The 16323-nt window shown below is 45.8% G+C and carries 13 protein-coding genes and 3 tRNA genes; 7 read left to right on the top strand and 9 right to left on the bottom strand.

What is annotated here, in order from left to right; all coding sequences use genetic code 11:
* The first annotated feature begins 36 nt into the window (after positions 1-36).
* Genes KO501_RS07250 through KO501_RS07230 form a run of 5 tightly spaced genes read left to right on the top strand, consistent with a single transcriptional unit; the run spans position 37 to position 5326 of the window.
* Entirely contained in the window at positions 37-1620 is a 1584-nt protein-coding gene (locus KO501_RS07250) for an ABC transporter substrate-binding protein (protein ID WP_252728250.1), read from the top strand.
* Positions 1617-2648 carry an ABC transporter permease gene (locus tag KO501_RS07245; protein ID WP_216028963.1) on the top strand — a complete coding sequence of 344 codons (1032 nt, stop codon included), beginning with the start codon at positions 1617-1619 and terminating at the stop codon, positions 2646-2648. The genes KO501_RS07250 and KO501_RS07245 overlap by 4 nt, the downstream gene beginning before the upstream one ends.
* Positions 2635-3528 carry an ABC transporter permease subunit gene (locus KO501_RS07240; RefSeq protein WP_216028962.1) on the top strand — a complete coding sequence of 298 codons (894 nt, stop codon included), beginning with the start codon at positions 2635-2637 and terminating at the stop codon, positions 3526-3528. The genes KO501_RS07245 and KO501_RS07240 overlap by 14 nt, the downstream gene beginning before the upstream one ends.
* Complete coding sequence (locus KO501_RS07235; RefSeq protein ID WP_216028961.1) at positions 3528-4523, top strand: oligopeptide/dipeptide ABC transporter ATP-binding protein; 996 nt, start codon at positions 3528-3530, stop codon at positions 4521-4523. The genes KO501_RS07240 and KO501_RS07235 overlap by 1 nt, the downstream gene beginning before the upstream one ends.
* On the top strand, positions 4520-5326 hold the full coding sequence (locus KO501_RS07230) for an ATP-binding cassette domain-containing protein (protein WP_216028960.1): 807 nt from the start codon (positions 4520-4522) through the stop codon (positions 5324-5326). The genes KO501_RS07235 and KO501_RS07230 overlap by 4 nt, the downstream gene beginning before the upstream one ends.
* Here the strand turns inward: KO501_RS07230 and KO501_RS07225 are convergent.
* The 9 genes from KO501_RS07225 to KO501_RS07185 all read right to left on the bottom strand — a co-directional run bounded on the left by KO501_RS07225 (position 5323) and on the right by KO501_RS07185 (position 12875).
* Entirely contained in the window at positions 5323-6453 is a 1131-nt protein-coding gene (locus KO501_RS07225) for a sodium ion-translocating decarboxylase subunit beta (protein WP_216028959.1), read from the bottom strand. The two genes, KO501_RS07230 and KO501_RS07225, sit on opposite strands and share 4 nt — an antisense overlap.
* Positions 6453-8243 carry a sodium-extruding oxaloacetate decarboxylase subunit alpha gene (oadA, locus tag KO501_RS07220; protein WP_216028958.1) on the bottom strand — a complete coding sequence of 597 codons (1791 nt, stop codon included), beginning with the start codon at positions 8241-8243 and terminating at the stop codon, positions 6453-6455. Before oadA ends, KO501_RS07225 begins: the two co-directional genes overlap by 1 nt.
* A 20-nt stretch (positions 8244-8263) precedes the next feature.
* A complete protein-coding gene (locus KO501_RS07215; RefSeq protein WP_216028957.1) occupies positions 8264-8536 on the bottom strand; it encodes an OadG family transporter subunit in 273 nt (90 codons plus the stop codon).
* Between the two features lie 275 nt (positions 8537-8811).
* A tRNA-Arg gene (locus tag KO501_RS07210) sits at positions 8812-8888 on the bottom strand.
* Between the two features lie 48 nt (positions 8889-8936).
* Positions 8937-9013, bottom strand: a tRNA-Arg gene (locus tag KO501_RS07205).
* A gap of 40 nt (positions 9014-9053) precedes the next feature.
* Positions 9054-9144: transfer RNA gene (locus KO501_RS07200), tRNA-Ser, on the bottom strand.
* 162 nt (positions 9145-9306) lie between these two features.
* A complete protein-coding gene (csrA, locus tag KO501_RS07195; RefSeq protein WP_216028956.1) occupies positions 9307-9504 on the bottom strand; it encodes a carbon storage regulator CsrA in 198 nt (65 codons plus the stop codon).
* Positions 9505-9637: 133 nt separating this feature from the next.
* Positions 9638-12235, bottom strand: a complete 2598-nt coding sequence (gene alaS, locus KO501_RS07190) for an alanine--tRNA ligase (protein ID WP_216028955.1) — start codon at positions 12233-12235, stop codon at positions 9638-9640.
* 190 nt (positions 12236-12425) lie between these two features.
* On the bottom strand, positions 12426-12875 hold the full coding sequence (locus tag KO501_RS07185; protein ID WP_216028954.1) for a regulatory protein RecX: 450 nt from the start codon (positions 12873-12875) through the stop codon (positions 12426-12428).
* An 87-nt stretch (positions 12876-12962) separates the two neighbouring features.
* Between KO501_RS07185 and KO501_RS07180 the strand changes: the two genes are divergently transcribed.
* Positions 12963-14171, top strand: a complete 1209-nt coding sequence (locus KO501_RS07180; protein WP_216028953.1) for a GNAT family N-acetyltransferase — start codon at positions 12963-12965, stop codon at positions 14169-14171.
* A gap of 5 nt (positions 14172-14176) precedes the next feature.
* On the top strand, positions 14177-16261 hold the full coding sequence (locus tag KO501_RS07175) for a M13 family metallopeptidase (RefSeq protein ID WP_216028952.1): 2085 nt from the start codon (positions 14177-14179) through the stop codon (positions 16259-16261).
* The last annotated feature ends 62 nt before the right edge of the window (positions 16262-16323 follow it).

Genomic DNA, 16323 nt, shown 5'->3' with positions numbered 1-16323 from the left:
GTGAATAAAGGTTTTCACTGGGTGTTAGGATTTTTTCTGCTGTTTACCCTGCAAGCATGCGATAAGTCTGAACGTGACGCATTTTACCGTTCTGGCATTATCTACTGCTCTGAAAGTAACCCGGTGAATTTTAACCCCCAAACTGATACGTCAAGTACCACGGCCGATGCTACTGCTCACCAACTCTATGATAGGTTAATGGACTTTGACGCAGAAACCGGCCACATCATTCCTAGCATTGCCAGTAGTTGGAATGTGTCTCAAGATGGCCTGGTTTATACCTTCCAATTAGAGAAGGGCGTGGCGTTTCATAGCACCGACTACTTTACCCCTACCCGAACCCTTAATGCTGACGACGTTATCTTTAGCATTAACCGATGGCGAGATCCTGAGAATCCCTACCATAATATTTCTGGCGGGCGTTATCCTTACTTTGAAAGTCTCGGTTTAGCAGACAATATCGCCGAAGTTAACCGTATTAATAGTTACCGCTTAGAAATTATCATCAAGCAAAGAGACAGTTCGTTTTTAGCCAATCTCGCCAGCGACTTCTCTATTATTTTATCCGCAGAATATGCAGACTATTTATTAAGTCAGGGCACACCCGAGCGTATCGATGATTACCCCATAGGCACGGGGCCGTTTAAATTTCAAAGCTATCGAAAAGACCACTATATAAGATTCGAAAAGCATCATGAGTACTGGAAAGATGCCGAATTTACCAGCGAACACTTGATTTACGACATCACCCCAAAGAGCTCTATTCGCCTAGCAAAACTTATTACCGGAGAATGTGATGCCATTGCCTTTCCAGCCCAAACAGAACTGGAAATAATTCGTAACCGTGAAGAGCTTGCGCTGTCTGAAAAGCCGGGGCTCAATATAGGTTTTTGGGCTTTTAATACAAAAAAGTATCCTTTCAATAACCCTAAAGTTCGTAAGGCGCTAGCGCTAGCTATTGATAAAAACACGTTACTAGAAGCGGTCTATTTTGAAAGTGCCACACGGGCTAAAACCTTATTACCCAACGCAAGCTGGGCCTTTCAAAGTGATGCCGACGATACCGCTTATAACCCTGTCCTCGCCAGAGAACTGTTGGACGAAGCCGGAGTAGAACCGGGCTTCACCATGTCTATTTGGGCCATGCCTGTAGAGCGCGCTTACAACCCTAATGCCACCAAAATGGCAGAACTGATTCAACGCTACCTCTCTGCGGTGGGGATCCAAGCCAACATTGTCACCTACGATTGGACGACCTTTCGCCGCCACCTGCGAGAAGGACGACATGACTCGGTCCTCATAGGTTGGTCTGCGGATAACGGTGATCCAGATAATTTCTATCGCCCTCTTTTAAGTTGCGGCGCCATTCCGTCAGGTACCAACCGCGCCATGTGGTGCAATGAACGCTACGATGCGTTGATAGACGAAGCATTAAAAACCCAAAATAGCCAACGTCGTAAAGCAATTTATGAACAAGTGAATCGTTTAATATATGATGAACTACCATTGGTTCCCATCGCCCACGCTTATCGCTATCAGGCCTATCGAAAAGATCTAAAAGGGATGGTGATCAATCCTTACGGTGGTATTCGTTTTGTTGGAGTGACAAAAACCCAGTGATTAAAATTCTTATTCGCTACGCCATATTGTTTGTCACTACGCTACTTGTGTTAGCGGCACTGTCATTCTCGTTGGCCTATTTATTTCCTGGCGATGTGCTGGTTAATTTATCGGGTATAACGCCCCATAATGCCGCCCAGCGCGCGGCACTGATGCGTCAATATCAATTGGATGAGCCCTACATATTTCAGTTTATTCATTATGTGGGCGAACTGCTTCGTGGAAACTGGGGCTACAGTTTTGTGTCGGGCTTATCCCTTCGGGAAGAAATAGGTATTGCCATGCCTGCTACCATCGAACTGAGCGCCTATGCACTATTAACCGCCATACTGGTGGGCGTACCATTGGGCTGCTTTGCAGGGTTACGCAGTTATTCTAAGTCAGATTACATTATAAATTCGGCCAGCATGGTAAGTTATTCTTTTCCGGTGTTTTGGCTAGCCTTGGTGTTTATTCTCATTTTCAGTTTAGAAATGGGGGTCGCTCCACTCTCAGGAAGAGTCAGCCTTTTGTTTGATGTTCCAGATAAAACGGGCTTTATCTTGCTGGATATTATTTTGGCAAAAAATATTGATAGCGCGCTTGCTCTAGGCGACGCCCTAAAACATCTTATATTACCGACCATATCCATTGCGCTAATCTCTACCGCGTCGATGATCAGGTTGACTCGTCGCTCAGTCATTGATGTGTTAAATAGCCCTTATATTGCCGCGGCGGAATCCCGAGGCTTGTCGAAAAGCCAAATTTTCTTCCGCCATATATTGCGCAATGCCTTATTGCCTATTTTGCCGTTAATGGCCATCCAAATTACCACGTTAATTACCAATGCCATGATAGTAGAAACCCTATTTTCTTGGCCCGGAATAGGAAATTGGTTAATTCAGGCAATCTATCAACGGGACTACCCCGCGTTGCGTGTAGGCATGCTCGCCGTCGCAACAGTGGTGGTTAGTTTTACTATTCTCATCGATTTATTTAATCGGTTTATCGATCCTAGTCGGGAAAAATACGAACGTGCCACAGTATAGTCTTTATCAGGAAGAGTCACAGCCCTCCCCCTGGCAACGGACGTGGGAAGAGTTTAGGGCCAGTCACATCGCATTTACAGGTTTGATTATACTTACCCTGTTCTTCTTCATTGCATTGTTTGCTCCCATAGTGGCACCTTATGATCCACTGCAGCAAAACATTGATGTTTTATTGGTACCGCCGAGTTGGGAATCCAACGGCACCATTACCCACCTATTTGGTACCGATGCCCTAGGGCGAGATGTTTTTTCCCGTATCATGGTGGGATGTAGAGTCACCTTTGGCTCCAGTATTTTGCTGGTTTTGATTGCCATGCTCGTGGGTGTGACCGTAGGGACCATTGCCGGAATGACAAGCGGTGTGCGTTCCAGTGTGATCAATCATACCCTCGATGCGCTAATGGCCATCCCCACCTTACTGATTGCTATTATTATTGTGGCTATACTTGGTACGGGTTTGGTTAACAGTATGTGGGCCATTACCCTTGCCCTTATTCCCCAATTCATTCATCACACTCGCGCCTTTGTGCGTAGTGAAATGAAAAAAGAATACATACTGGCATCTCGCTTAGATGGCGCGACGTCCAAACAACTCTTTTTCCATTCTATTCTTCCCAACATGATTGAAATGTTGGTGGTTCAAGGCTCCCTTGCCTTGTCTATTGCGGTTATTGATATATCTGCCTTAGGCTTTTTAAATTTAGGCGCCCAGCCACCATTGCCAGAACTCGGCGTGATCTTAGCAGATGGTCTTGATGTCGCTTATATCGCCCCTTGGAATGTGGCCCTGCCAGGTTTAACTATCTTTCTTATGGTTTTGGCCATTAATATAGTTGGCGATGGTTTACGGTCAGCACTGAGAAAAAGGTTGAGTCACTAATGCCAATGCTGGATATAAAAAACCTCACCCTTGAGGTAGACAATGGTACGGCCAGGGTGAAGGCGCTAGATAAGGTCAACCTCACAGTTAACAGCGGTGAGATCAGGGCCTTAGTGGGCGAATCAGGCTCAGGTAAAAGCCTGATGGTGCAGGCCATATCCGGTTCTTTGCCTCCCCAATGGAAGATCACCGCAGACCGAATGAGCTGGAAAGGCCAAAATATGCTTTCCATGAGCAGTAAAGAGCGCCGAGAATTAATGCGCCGCGATATCGGGGTGGTGTTCCAAGATCCGGTAGGTGCCATGGACCCTTCTGCCACATTAGGCGAGCAATTAGAAGAAGCCATTCCTGATGAACTGGTTAAAGGAAAATGGTTTTGGCAGCGACAACAAGATCGCCGCAAAACCGCCATCAACACCGTACACAAGGTGGGGATCAAATATCATAAGCATTATTTGAATGCGTATCCCCATCAAATACCTGTTGATATCGGCCAAAAATTTATGATTGCCATGGCACTGATTTCGCAACCGAAATTACTTATCGCGGATGATCCTACTCGGGGCATGGAAACCACAACGAAAGCCAAAGTGCTTAAACTGCTAACCCGGTTAAATCAGACAAAATCCCTGTCGATCTTGTTTGTCAGCCACGACCTACTTGCCATTGCCAGTATGTCACACACAATGACGGTGTTGTATTGTGGGCAAACCGTGGAGTCTGGAAGAATGAAACAGATCCGCAAGCGTCCCTTACATCCTTACACCAAAGCGCTGATAGACAGCGCGCCAAGCTTTCGCAACGACTTACCGCCAAAATCCACGTTACCAGCATTAGATGGCACCATTCCATCATTGCAGCATGTTCCCATTGGCTGTCGGTTAGGCCCCCGGTGCCCACGGGCACAACGTGCTTGTGTGGTGACACCCGGAGTAAGACGGATTCATGATCATACTTATAGTTGTCACTTCCCGTTGCATATGGAGAAATTATGAGTGAAGTAATGCTGGTTAACGGGTTGACGTTCAAGCACAACAAGCAAAATCGATGGCTTAAAAAACCGGAAGTGTTTGCCCTTGGTCCCATCGAATTATCGGTAAATCGTAGTGAGACCATTGCGATCATCGGTGAAAATCGGTCGGGTAAATCACTCCTTGCCAAACTTTTGGTCGGCGCGGTTAAAGCCGACGAAGGGGAGATTTTTCTTAGTAACGTTACTTACAACGCAGCGAAGAAAAAATCCACCAAGAGTTACAATAGTAGTAACGACATTCGAATGATTTTTCAACATAGCACAGAGGCAATGAACCCTGGCATCCCGGTGGGCAGGATCTTAGACGAGCCTTTAGCTCTCAATACGGATCTTGACGAAAAGGCGCGTAGACGGCGAATAGAAGAAACATTGGTACAAGTAGGATTACTTCGCGACCATTATTATTTTTATCGTCATATGCTCTCTGATGGCCAGCAACAGCGGGTCGCCATTGCCAGAGCAATGATTTTACAGCCGAAAATCCTTGTTGCCGACGAACCCTTTGCGGCACTCGATCCGTCTGTACGTTCGCAAACTGTCAACCTGATTCTATCCTTGCAGAAAGAGCTTGGACTGGCCTTTATTTTTATTACTCATAACCTTGGTATCGTGCGGCACATTGCCGACAAAATCATTGTGATGGAAAATGGAAAAATCGTCGAATCAGGAAAAACAGAGACCATCTTTCGATGGCCTCAACATAAAATGACAAAAAAACTGATTGAATCGTATCAATCGCTGGTGCCCCAGCAAACCCTTACCTAACCCACTAGCGCTAGCAATATCCCCGCAGCCACGGCTGAGCCCAACACGCCAGCCACATTTGGCCCCATAGCGTGCATTAATAAGAAGTTATGGGGGTTACTTTCTAGGCCTACCTTATTGACGACCCGTGCCGCCATAGGTACAGCACTGACACCTGCGGCACCGATCAGTGGATTAATCCCGCCGCCACTCATTCGATTCATCAATTTTGCCATCAATACACCGGCGGCCGTACCTATGGCAAAGGCAATGGCGCCTAGTGCCAGTATGCCTAAAGTTTCCACCGTTAAGAATGCATCTGAAGACAGCTTTGAGCCCACAGCAAGACCAAGAAAGATAGTGACGATATTGATAAGTTCGTTTTGTGCGGTTTTTGATAACCGATCGACTACCCCACATTCTCGCATTAAATTACCAAAACAGAACATGCCCACTAAGGGAGTTGCCGAGGGCAAAAATAAAATAGTAAGAATTAGTACTGCCAGTGGGAACAGAATTTTTTCTTTTTGCGACACCGGCCGTAGCTGTGCCATTTCAATTTTCCGCTCTTGCGGGGTAGTGAGCGCTTTCATAATCGGCGGTTGTATTATGGGTACCAGCGCCATATAGGAATAGGCTGCCACCGCAATAGCACCGAGTAAATCAGGCGCTAATCGGGAAGCTAAAAATATGGCCGTTGGTCCATCAGCGCCGCCAATAATAGCAATGGCACTGGCATCTTTTAAATTAAAATCAAAGCCAGGGATCACGTTCAAAGCAATGGCACCAAACAAGGTAGCAAATATGCCAAATTGTGCCGCGGCCCCAAGTAATAACATACGAGGATTAGCGATTAACGCACCAAAGTCTGTCATGGCACCTACGCCCATGAAGATAAGCAGCGGGAAAACCCCTGTGTGAATACCCACTTCATATATGTAGTAAAGCATTCCGCCTGGTTCACTGAAGCCGGCAAGGGGAATATTGGTGAGCAAGGCGCCAAACCCTATGGGTAACAACAACAAGGGCTCAAATTTTTTAACAATTGCCAAGTATAGAAGCAATAACCCCACGGCCATCATAACGAGCTGGCCGCCTTCAAAATGAGCAAGGGCTGTACTGTCCCAAAGTATGAATAGTTTTTCCATTAGTTCAGCTCAATTAGCGGTTGCCCAGTGGTTACAGCGTCACCCTCTTTGGCCACGATTGAGGCCACCACACCGTCCACAGCAGAACGAATTTCTGTTTCCATTTTCATGGCTTCAAGAATAATTACCACATCACCACTGGCCACAGTATCGCCTTCTGAGACAAGAATACGAAATACGTTGCCTGACAGCGGTGCATTGATGCTTTCACCACTTGAAGCAGGTGCATCTACAGCAGCGCTGCTTTGCGCAGGGGAAGACACCGGCGTTACGCTTTGCAAGGTGCCGGATTGGGCGACTTCCACATGATAAACTTTTCCTTCCACTTTCACGTCGTAAGAAGCAGCTTCAGTGCTACGTGACGGTGCTTGGGATGGCGTTGCCTTAGTGGCAGGCTCATCTTTTGTAGGTGCCGGCTCAAAGGCACTTGCGTCGCCTCTGTTTTGCAGAAACTTAAGTCCAATTTGAGGAAATAACGCGTAGGTTAAAACATCATCCACCGTATCCTTGGCCAAATTAAACCCTTTGGTGTCGGACAATGTGGTTAATTGGGTGGTTAAACTTTCCATTTCCGGTTTTATTAAATCTGCGGGACGGCAGGTGATAGGCTCACCGCCATCGAGCACCCGGGTTTGCAACTGTGCGTCTACCGGCGCGGCAGTAGCGCCGTATTCCCCTTTCAATACTCCAGCGGTTTCTTTCGAAATACTCTTATAGCGTTCGCCAGTTAATACGTTTAACACTGCTTGCGTACCCACAATTTGGGATGTTGGTGTCACTAAAGGGATAAAGCCTAAATCTTTACGTACCCGAGGGATTTCTTTAAGCACTTCATCGAACTTATCTTCAGCGCCCTGCTCTTTAAGCTGGCTCTCCATATTGGTCAGCATCCCACCTGGCACTTGAGCCAGCAGAATACGGGCATCAACCCCTTTTAAGCTACCTTCAAACTTGGCGTATTTTTTACGAACATCACGAAAATAGGCTGCAATATCCTCTAAACCTTCTAACGACAAGCCCGTGTCTCGCGGCGTATCTTCTAATGCCGAAACAATGGTTTCTGTGGCCGTATGGCCATAAGTCATACTCATCGATGAAATGGCCGTATCTAAAATATCAATGCCTGCATCAATGGCTTTTTGATACGTAGCTGTGCTTAATCCTGTGGTGGCGTGACACTGCATAGCGATGGGCACATCCACCGTGGCTTTTAATCGTGTGATCAAGGTTTCACATTCGTAAGGCTTCAACAGCCCAGCCATATCTTTAATACAAATGGAATGCACACCCATATCTTCTAGCTGCTTAGCCATATCAACCCAACCATCAATAGTATGGACTGGGCTTATGGTATAAGAAATGGTGCCCTGTGCATGAGCGCCACAATCGATGGTGGCCTTCACCGCGGTTTGCAAATTACGCACATCGTTCATGGCGTCAAAAATACGAAATACGTCCACGCCATTATCATGGGCTCGCTCCACAAAGCGGGTAACCACATCATCGGCATAGTGACGGTAACCAAGAAGGTTTTGACCACGTAACAACATCTGTTGTTTGGTCTTTGGCATGGCCTTTTTCAATGCTCGAATTCGCTCCCAAGGATCTTCGCCAAGATAACGAATACAGGCATCGAATGTCGCACCGCCCCATGATTCAACCGACCAGAAACCCGCCTCATCTAACTGACTAGCGATGGGTAGCATATCTTCCAGACGCATGCGTGTTGCTAATAAAGACTGATGTGCATCACGTAAGACTAACTCGGTCAGGGCCAGTGGCTTTGACATGTTGTTTCCTCTTGAGTGGCTTATTTTGGATTATTTCTATGTTGGTGTATTGCAGCGGTGATAATAGACAATGTTTTACCATCTATCCCTTCAGCGTGGGTGCTTACTTTTGCTTGAGACGTTTTTCTTGCAACCGGAACAATCGGTTCTGCACCCGGATAGCGTTTGCAAAAAGCGGCAAGGGCTTTTATCGCAAAAATCAATAGCACGAGAAACGCGAAAACAAAGAGCATCCCTGTGAGCATGAGTGTGGCTGCTTCGTATAACAAACTGCCCAATGTTTCGGAAGTCATTACAAACACCTTATATTTCTGTGAGCTGAATAAGTACCACGATAAAAATGCAAAAACAATGCTTAATCTGGTTAATTTCTGCATAAATACACAACCAAAATGAATTCACATTCAAAATCGGATGCGGTAGGTACCTATTGTACTGATGTATTTACTACTCATACCACAAATAGAAAGAAAGGTTAACTTCGGGCGCATTGCCGTTAGTGCATATCCCCCATAGAAACAACGTGCGAAAGGCAAAAAAAAACCCACCAAAAGGTGGGTTTTTAATATGGCGCGTGTGGAAGGATTCGAACCTCCGACCGCCTGGTTCGTAGCCAGGTACTCTATCCAGCTGAGCTACACACGCATAAATCGTACTTTTGCATTTTATTGCAAAAGGTGGTGTTTTAAAAGCTGGCGCGTGTGGAAGGATTCGAACCTCCGACCGCCTGGTTCGTAGCCAGGTACTCTATCCAGCTGAGCTACACACGCGCAAAAACTTGTTGTTGGCCACCACATCCAACCTTAATAGTGGCGGAGAGGGAGGGATTCGAACCCTCGATACCAGTATTAGGTATGGTTCCTTAGCAGGGAACTGGTTTCAGCCACTCACCCACCTCTCCGTAACGTGGTGCTGCATTTTACTGATACTCAGTGCGGAGTCAAACCCTTTTTTAAGAAAATTGAACCGCATGCTGTGATTTTAAACAAATCGGTCAAAAACCCTGCTTTGTTAAATTACACTGATAAAAAAAGGCCGGAGAACCGGCCTTTTTTTGTTAGCGTTATTCAGCAGTAGAGTTACCTGGCTGCCCGCCCTTCTCAGCCTGTATGCGCATGTAAATCTCTTCACGATGCACGGATACTTCTTTCGGTGCATTTACACCAATTCGTACCTGATTGCCTTTCACACCTAATACGGTAACGGTTACATCGTCACCAACCATCAGGGTTTCACCTACACGACGAGTCAAAATAAGCATTCGCTTGCTCCTGGTCCATAAACATAAACAGATCCCTTAATATGTTGTCTATTCTCGGCACGACCCGCGAAAGACGTCAGTGGCTCCCTGTTTTTGTGTCACATCAAAAACTCACCGATAACTCACTTTCAAATTATAGCTTATCTGCCAAATATGCGTTAACTGACGCTAAGGCAGTTGGCAGATTTTCGGGTTGATTGCCGCCAGCCTGAGCCATGTCAGGACGACCACCACCTTTACCTCCAACTTGAGAAGCAATATAGTTGACCAGATCACCGGCCTTAATCTTTCCAATTAATTGCTTTGTTACCCCAACAATTAAACTTACTTTCGCGCCATCGGCGATACCAAGCACCACAATCCCATCACCGATTCGGTTTTTCAGATCATCCATCATTCCCCGCAGCGCTTTAGATTCCACGCCTTCAGGAGAACATACCAGCACCTTAGTACCATTAATTTGCTGAACCTGACTGAGTAAATCAGCACCTTGCAAGCTCGCCAATTTTTGTTTACTGGCACTCAATGCTTTTTCCAATTCACGGGTTTGCGCCTGTAATGTACTTATACGCTCGATAAGGTTAACTGGGTCAGTTTTCAACAGGGATGCGGCACTTTGCAATTGCTTGTGCTGCTGTTGCACGAAGTCAACGGCTGCTGCGCCTGTGATGGCTTCTATACGTCGCACCCCAGAGGCAATACCGCTTTCAGAAACAATTTTGAAAAGACCAATATCTCCAGTTCTATTGACGTGGGTTCCGCCGCAAAGTTCAACTGAAAATGGCCCCATGGTGACAACTCTTACTTTTTCATCGTACTTTTCACCAAATAAAGCCATGGCACCAGAAGCTTTTGCTTCATCCAAGTCCATCAATTGGGTCTTCAGCGCATGGTTAGCACGAATTTCTTCATTCACTCGATTTTCAATGGTCTGTAACTGAGCATCGGTTACCGCTTCAAAGTGGGAAAAATCAAACCGTAAACGTTGAGATTCAACTAACGACCCTTTTTGCGTTACATGCTCCCCTAAAATTTCACGCAAAGCAGCATGGAGCAAATGGGTGGCACTATGGTTTTTCTTCACCGCTTCTCGGTTACTGTCGTCGATAATCGCGTTAACCGTATCACCTTTATGAATTTGGCCAACAACCTTACCTTTATGGGCAAAGGCGTTACCCATTTTCTGCGTATCAAACACGGTGAATTCGCCCGCACCAACCTTCAACACGCCTTTGTCACCTGCTTGACCGCCAGATTCTGCATAAAACGGCGTTTGGTCTAACACCACAATCCCTTCTTCACCGTCTTTAAGCTCAGTCACTAATTGATTGTCATGAATCAATTCTAAAACCGTCGCCTCACCATCAATATGGGTATAGCCAGTAAACGCCGTTTCATGGTCGACTTTCACCATATCATTATAATTGGTACCAAAATTACTGGCCTTTTGTGCTCGTGTACGTTGCGCTTCCATTGCCGTAGCAAAACCTGCTTCGTCAATTTTTACGTCATTTTCCCTTGCCACATCATTGGTTAAATCAACAGGGAATCCATAAGTATCGTAAAGCTTGAAGACCACATCTCCGGGAATGGTATCGCCGTCCATTGACGATAGGGTTTCGTTGAGCATGGCCATGCCTCGTTCGAGGGTCTTACTGAATTGCTCTTCTTCCACCCGTAATACTTTTTCAATAACCGGCTGCTGGTCAGCTAGTTCAGGATAAAAGTCACCCATTTCAGTCACCAGTGCCGCCACCAGCTTATAGAAGAATATATCGTCAGCACCTAACTTATAGCCATGACGAACAGCCCGACGAATGATACGACGCAACACATATCCACGCCCTTCGTTACCAGGCATAACGCCGTCACAAATAAGGAAGGCACAAGAACGAATGTGATCGGCAATGACCCGCAACGATTTGCTTTCTTTGTCACTGGCCTTGGTAATATCAGCCGCGGCACTAATTAAATTCTGGAATAAATCGATTTCGTAGTTGCTGTGCACATTTTGCAAAATAGCAGAAATACGCTCTAGCCCCATGCCAGTATCAATGGACGGTTTTGGCAAGGGTTCCATGGTGCCGTCTGCCTGCTTGTTATACTGCATGAAAACCAAGTTCCAGATTTCAATGAATCGGTCGCCATCTTCTTCCGGCGTGCCAGGAGGCCCACCCCAAATATGTTCGCCGTGATCGTAGAAAATTTCCGAGCACGGACCACATGGCCCGGTATCTCCCATGGACCAGAAGTTATCAGAGGTGCTAATACGAATAATTTTATCGGCGGGCACGCCAATATCATTTTCCCAAATTGCAAAGGCTTCATCATCTTCTGAATACACGGTGACTAATAGCTTTTCTTTGGGCAGTCCCAGCTCTTTGGTCAGAAATGTCCAAGCAAAATTGATGACTTCTTTTTTAAAGTAATCACCGAAGCTAAAATTACCCAGCATCTCGAAAAAGGTATGATGGCGGGCAGTGTAGCCGACATTTTCTAGGTCGTTGTGTTTTCCCCCTGCCCGTACACAGCGTTGTGACGAAACGGCTCGGGTGTAACTGCGTTTTTCTGCCCCTAAAAATACATCTTTAAACTGGTTCATACCCGCGTTAGTAAATAAAAGAGTAGGATCGTCTGCCGGCACCAGTGATGAGCTAGCCACTGCCTGATGGCCGTGATTTTTAAAGTAATCGATGAACTTTTGGCGTATGTCAGCAGTTGATAATGTCATTGAATTTCTAACGTCCTACTTTTTATTAACGGTGAACATCACAAGGCGATGATGAACATTTAAATTTGCCTTGTTTGATGCGGGTATATAACTGTGGTGCGCAGAGGTTGCAAATTACCATTGCAACGCCGCCCGTAGGGCGCAAACATACCACGGATTGCGCTTATTTGTTAAGCGCTACAAGGCGAAATTAGTCGCCACATACGGCGTATTGAATTTGCTCTTGGGTAAAACCACGGTAATGCAAAAACTGCATTTGTTTTTGCCTAAGCTTAAAATCGCTCTCTTTTTGCTGCCCAAACTTTTTCTGTTTTACCTGTTTGGCCAACGCAAACCAGTCAACTTCCGCTTCCACAACAGCGTCATCTATAAGTTGCTCGCTGATATGCTGTTGTTTTAATTCGGCTCGGATGCGACAGGTACCTACCCCTTTAGCTGCACAGGCTCGTACCCGCATTTGTGCATACCGACTATCGCTAAGAATATCGGCATCCAGAAACCCTTGTACCACGGGAATGAAGTCCTCACTGGCAAACCCCTTTTGACTGAGTTTGGTGTACACTTCCTGACTACTGTGTTCTCGTCGTGAAAGCATGCGGGTAATCGCGTGGGTAATGATTTTGCGGTCTGAGTCTGTCATGGTTTTTGTATATAAGCGTTAACTTTGTAATTTCAACTGGGATGGTAACGATTATTCGCGGTTTTTCGTCAATAATTACACATTAACATGACCTATACTTGTGGTTTTCTCTCCTCAATCAGCCAGATCCCGTCGGATACTTGGGCCAAGTTAAGCAAAAATGCCGGCCCATTTGTCCAGTATGAATTTCTCAATGGTCTGGAACAAACCGGTTGCGTGGGACCCGATACCGGTTGGACGCCGGCGCATTTAGTTATCTATCAACATGAAACCTTGGTGGCTGTTATGCCTGGGTACCTAAAAGAGGATAGCTATGGCGAATATGTTTTTGATCAAGGCTGGGCCCAGGCATACCAACAACATGGTTTGCCCTATTATCCGAAATGGGTAAGTGCAATTCCTTTTACGCCAGTTACCACAAGCCAGTTATTGTGTGCACCAGACCACGATCGTGACGCACTGGTCGGCGAGGCGGTAAAAACCATACACGAGCACTACCAAACAGGCTGTTCTTCTGCCCATATACTGTTTGTTCCCCCCCACGAAAGTGACGAATTTCTATCTCATGATTTTCTAGCTCGCTTTTCTGTGCAATTTCAATGGTACAACTACGATTACCAACACCTTGATGACTTTACCGCTGCACTCACCTCACGCAAGCGCAAGTCATTACGCAAATCAAAAGAAAAGCTCTCGGCCGCAGGTATCACCTTTCATCCACTGACCCGAGAAGCCATTCGTCCTGAGCACATGCACTTCTTTATACGCTGTTATCAGCTGACCTATATGAAACGCTCTGGTCACACCGGTTATCTAACACCGGCGTTTTTTATGCACCTGTATCATACTTTGTCTCAGTCGATGTTACTTATCGAGGCAAGGCGGGCAAATGTTCCCATTGCCAGTGCCTTACTTTTTTATGATGAGAGTGGCCTATACGGACGCTATTGGGGAACCACGGAACTGATTGACGGTTTGCATTTCGAATGTTGTTACAATCAAGGGATTGCATTTGCCATAGAGAATAAATTACCTTTATTTAACCCTGGCACCCAAGGTGAGCATAAAATACTCAGAGGTTTTGAACCCACTTACTGTATGTCTTTGCATCACTTAGACAACAAAGGCTTTCATAATGGAGTAAGAGAATTTTTAGCTGAAGAAAAACGCCAGATTACACATTATTTTGAACAAGCGGCTACCGTGTTACCGTTTAATCAAGCAATGAAAGAAAGACTAATAACAAAAACCAATGCGCAGGTAATTTTTCACTGCGCACAACACAAAAATGAGTAACGACAATGAAGTATACCTGTTTAGCTGTTGCCATTGCATCAGCAATCACCCTCTCAGGCTGCGGTCAATCAGCACAAGAAAACGAGACACAGTCCTCTACTGAGGCAGCCACTGTTTCGGCAGCAAAAGGCAAACCCGAACTGGGCAACACTGGAATTGAATTGTCTGCCATGAATACGGCAGTGAAACCCGGTGATGATTTTTTTGAGTACGTTAATGGTACCTGGTACAAAAACTACGAATTGCCTGCAGATAAAGTACGTTTTGGCGCGTTTTCAGCCTTAGCGGACCGCAGTATTGAGCAAGTAAAAAGCATCATTGACGATCTACTAAAAAAAGACAATTTGTCTGACGAAGAAAAGCTCGTACGTGACTTTTACGTTGCTTATATGGATGTCGATGGACTCAATGCAAAAGGGGTAGAACCCGTTGCAGATGTGCTCACTAAAATCGATGGCATTACCAATCAAAAATCCCTCACCGAAATGATGGGTAACGCTTGGCTTTACGGCACCGCGTCTCCAATTAGTGCTGGCTTATGGTATAACCGACTAGATCCCAATGAATATCAAGTTAGCGTCAGTGTTGGCGGTTTGGGTTTGCCAGATCGGGATTACTATTTAAGCGAGGAAGAACGCTTCGTTAAGATCCGTGCAGAGTACCTTGCCAACATCGAAAAAATGCTCACCTATGCCGGTGTCGAAGACGCCCCTACCCAAGCACAGGCGATTTTGTCCTTAGAGACTAAAATTGCCGAAGCCCAGTGGCCACGAGACAAACGCAGAGACAGAGATTTAACCCTTAATCAATTAGACCGTTCTTTATTATCCGATGCTTATCCTGGTTTTGATTGGGACACCTTTTTTGCGCAAAAAGGCCTCAAAGTGCCGTCATTGAATGTCACTACTCCTCAGCCGGTAAAAGATGTGATAAATCTTATCAACACGACAGATTTGGCCACGTGGAAGTCTTATCTGAAGTATCACACTTTAAGCAAGAATGCGTCTTTGTTGTCAGAAGATATTTATCAAACTTATTTTGATTTCTTTGGTACTACCTTAAATGGACAACAAGAACCTCGCCCCCGTTGGAAGCGCGCTTTAAGCCAAATGGGTAGCACTGAATCCTTAGGATTCGCCTTGGGTAAAATTTATGTAGCCCGTTATTTCCCCGAATCATCAAAGCAGCAAATGACCGAATTGGTAGGAAACCTGCGAAAAGCATTGGGTAAACGAATTGACAATCTCGAATGGATGAGTGATGAAACCAAGCAACAAGCCAAAGAAAAGCTGGCTGCATTTCGCCCTAAAATCGGCTATCCGGACAAGTGGATCAATTTAAGCGGCGTGACGATTAGCGATGACAATTTAGTAGGCAATGTACGTAATTTACGTAAGTTCTTTAACAAAAAAGACAGAGAAGAAGAACTCAAACCTACGGATCGTGAACGCTGGGGCATGACACCACAAACGGTCAATGCTTATTACAATTCATCGTTTAATGAAATCGTATTCCCTGCTGCTATTTTACAGCCCCCTTTCTTTGATCCTAATGCCGACCCTGCGGTCAACTACGGTGGTATCGGTGCCGTAATCGGACATGAGATGGGCCACGGCTTCGACGACCAAGGTGCCAAATCAGATGCCAATGGCATCCAACGAAACTGGTGGAACGAAAAAGATCTCACCGCATTTAAAGCCAAAGTTTCCCAACTAGGTGCCCAGTATGACCAGTACGAACCTGTACCAGGCAACCATGTAAACGGTAGCTTGACCATGGGCGAAAATATTGGTGATGTTGGTGGCCTTGCTATGGCTTATGAAGCCTACAAACTCAGTTTAAATGGAAAAGAAGCGCCGGTCATCGACGGGATGACAGGAGATCAACGATTCTTTATATCTTGGGCCCAAGTATGGCGGGAAAAACGTACCGAGCAAAGCTTGATAAACCAGTTACGCTCCGATCCTCATTCACCAGCTCGTTATCGTGCCATGGCGCCGAGAAACATGGATGCCTGGTATGAAGCGTTTAACGTAAAACCTGGCGATAAGTTATACCTAAAGCCTGAAGACCGAGTCCAAATCTGGTAAGGGTGTTAGAAAAAACAAAAAAGGCTTCGTTTGAAGCCTTTTTTTATTTTACGCGTCGGTTA

This window comes from Alteromonas sp. C1M14, assembly GCF_018860965.1.
Taxonomy (GTDB): domain Bacteria; phylum Pseudomonadota; class Gammaproteobacteria; order Enterobacterales; family Alteromonadaceae; genus Alteromonas.
This window is presented reverse-complemented; position numbering and strand designations above follow the sequence as displayed.

Bases quoted from the DNA above. Each gene is read 5' to 3' on its own strand.
- KO501_RS07235 (WP_216028961.1), top strand. From the start codon at position 3,528: ATGCCAATGCTGGATATAAAAAACCTCACCCTTGAGGTAGACAATGGT.
- KO501_RS07230 (WP_216028960.1), top strand. From the start codon at position 4,520: ATGAGTGAAGTAATGCTGGTTAACGGGTTGACGTTCAAGCACAACAAG.
- KO501_RS07225 (WP_216028959.1), bottom strand. From the start codon at position 6,453: ATGGAAAAACTATTCATACTTTGGGACAGTACAGCCCTTGCTCATTTT.
- oadA (WP_216028958.1), bottom strand. From the start codon at position 8,243: ATGTCAAAGCCACTGGCCCTGACCGAGTTAGTCTTACGTGATGCACAT.
- KO501_RS07215 (WP_216028957.1), bottom strand. From the start codon at position 8,536: ATGACTTCCGAAACATTGGGCAGTTTGTTATACGAAGCAGCCACACTC.
- csrA (WP_216028956.1), bottom strand. From the start codon at position 9,504: ATGCTTATTTTGACTCGTCGTGTAGGTGAAACCCTGATGGTTGGTGAC.
- alaS (WP_216028955.1), bottom strand. From the start codon at position 12,235: ATGACATTATCAACTGCTGACATACGCCAAAAGTTCATCGATTACTTT.
- KO501_RS07185 (WP_216028954.1), bottom strand. From the start codon at position 12,875: ATGACAGACTCAGACCGCAAAATCATTACCCACGCGATTACCCGCATG.
- KO501_RS07180 (WP_216028953.1), top strand. From the start codon at position 12,963: ATGACCTATACTTGTGGTTTTCTCTCCTCAATCAGCCAGATCCCGTCG.
- KO501_RS07175 (WP_216028952.1), top strand. From the start codon at position 14,177: ATGAAGTATACCTGTTTAGCTGTTGCCATTGCATCAGCAATCACCCTC.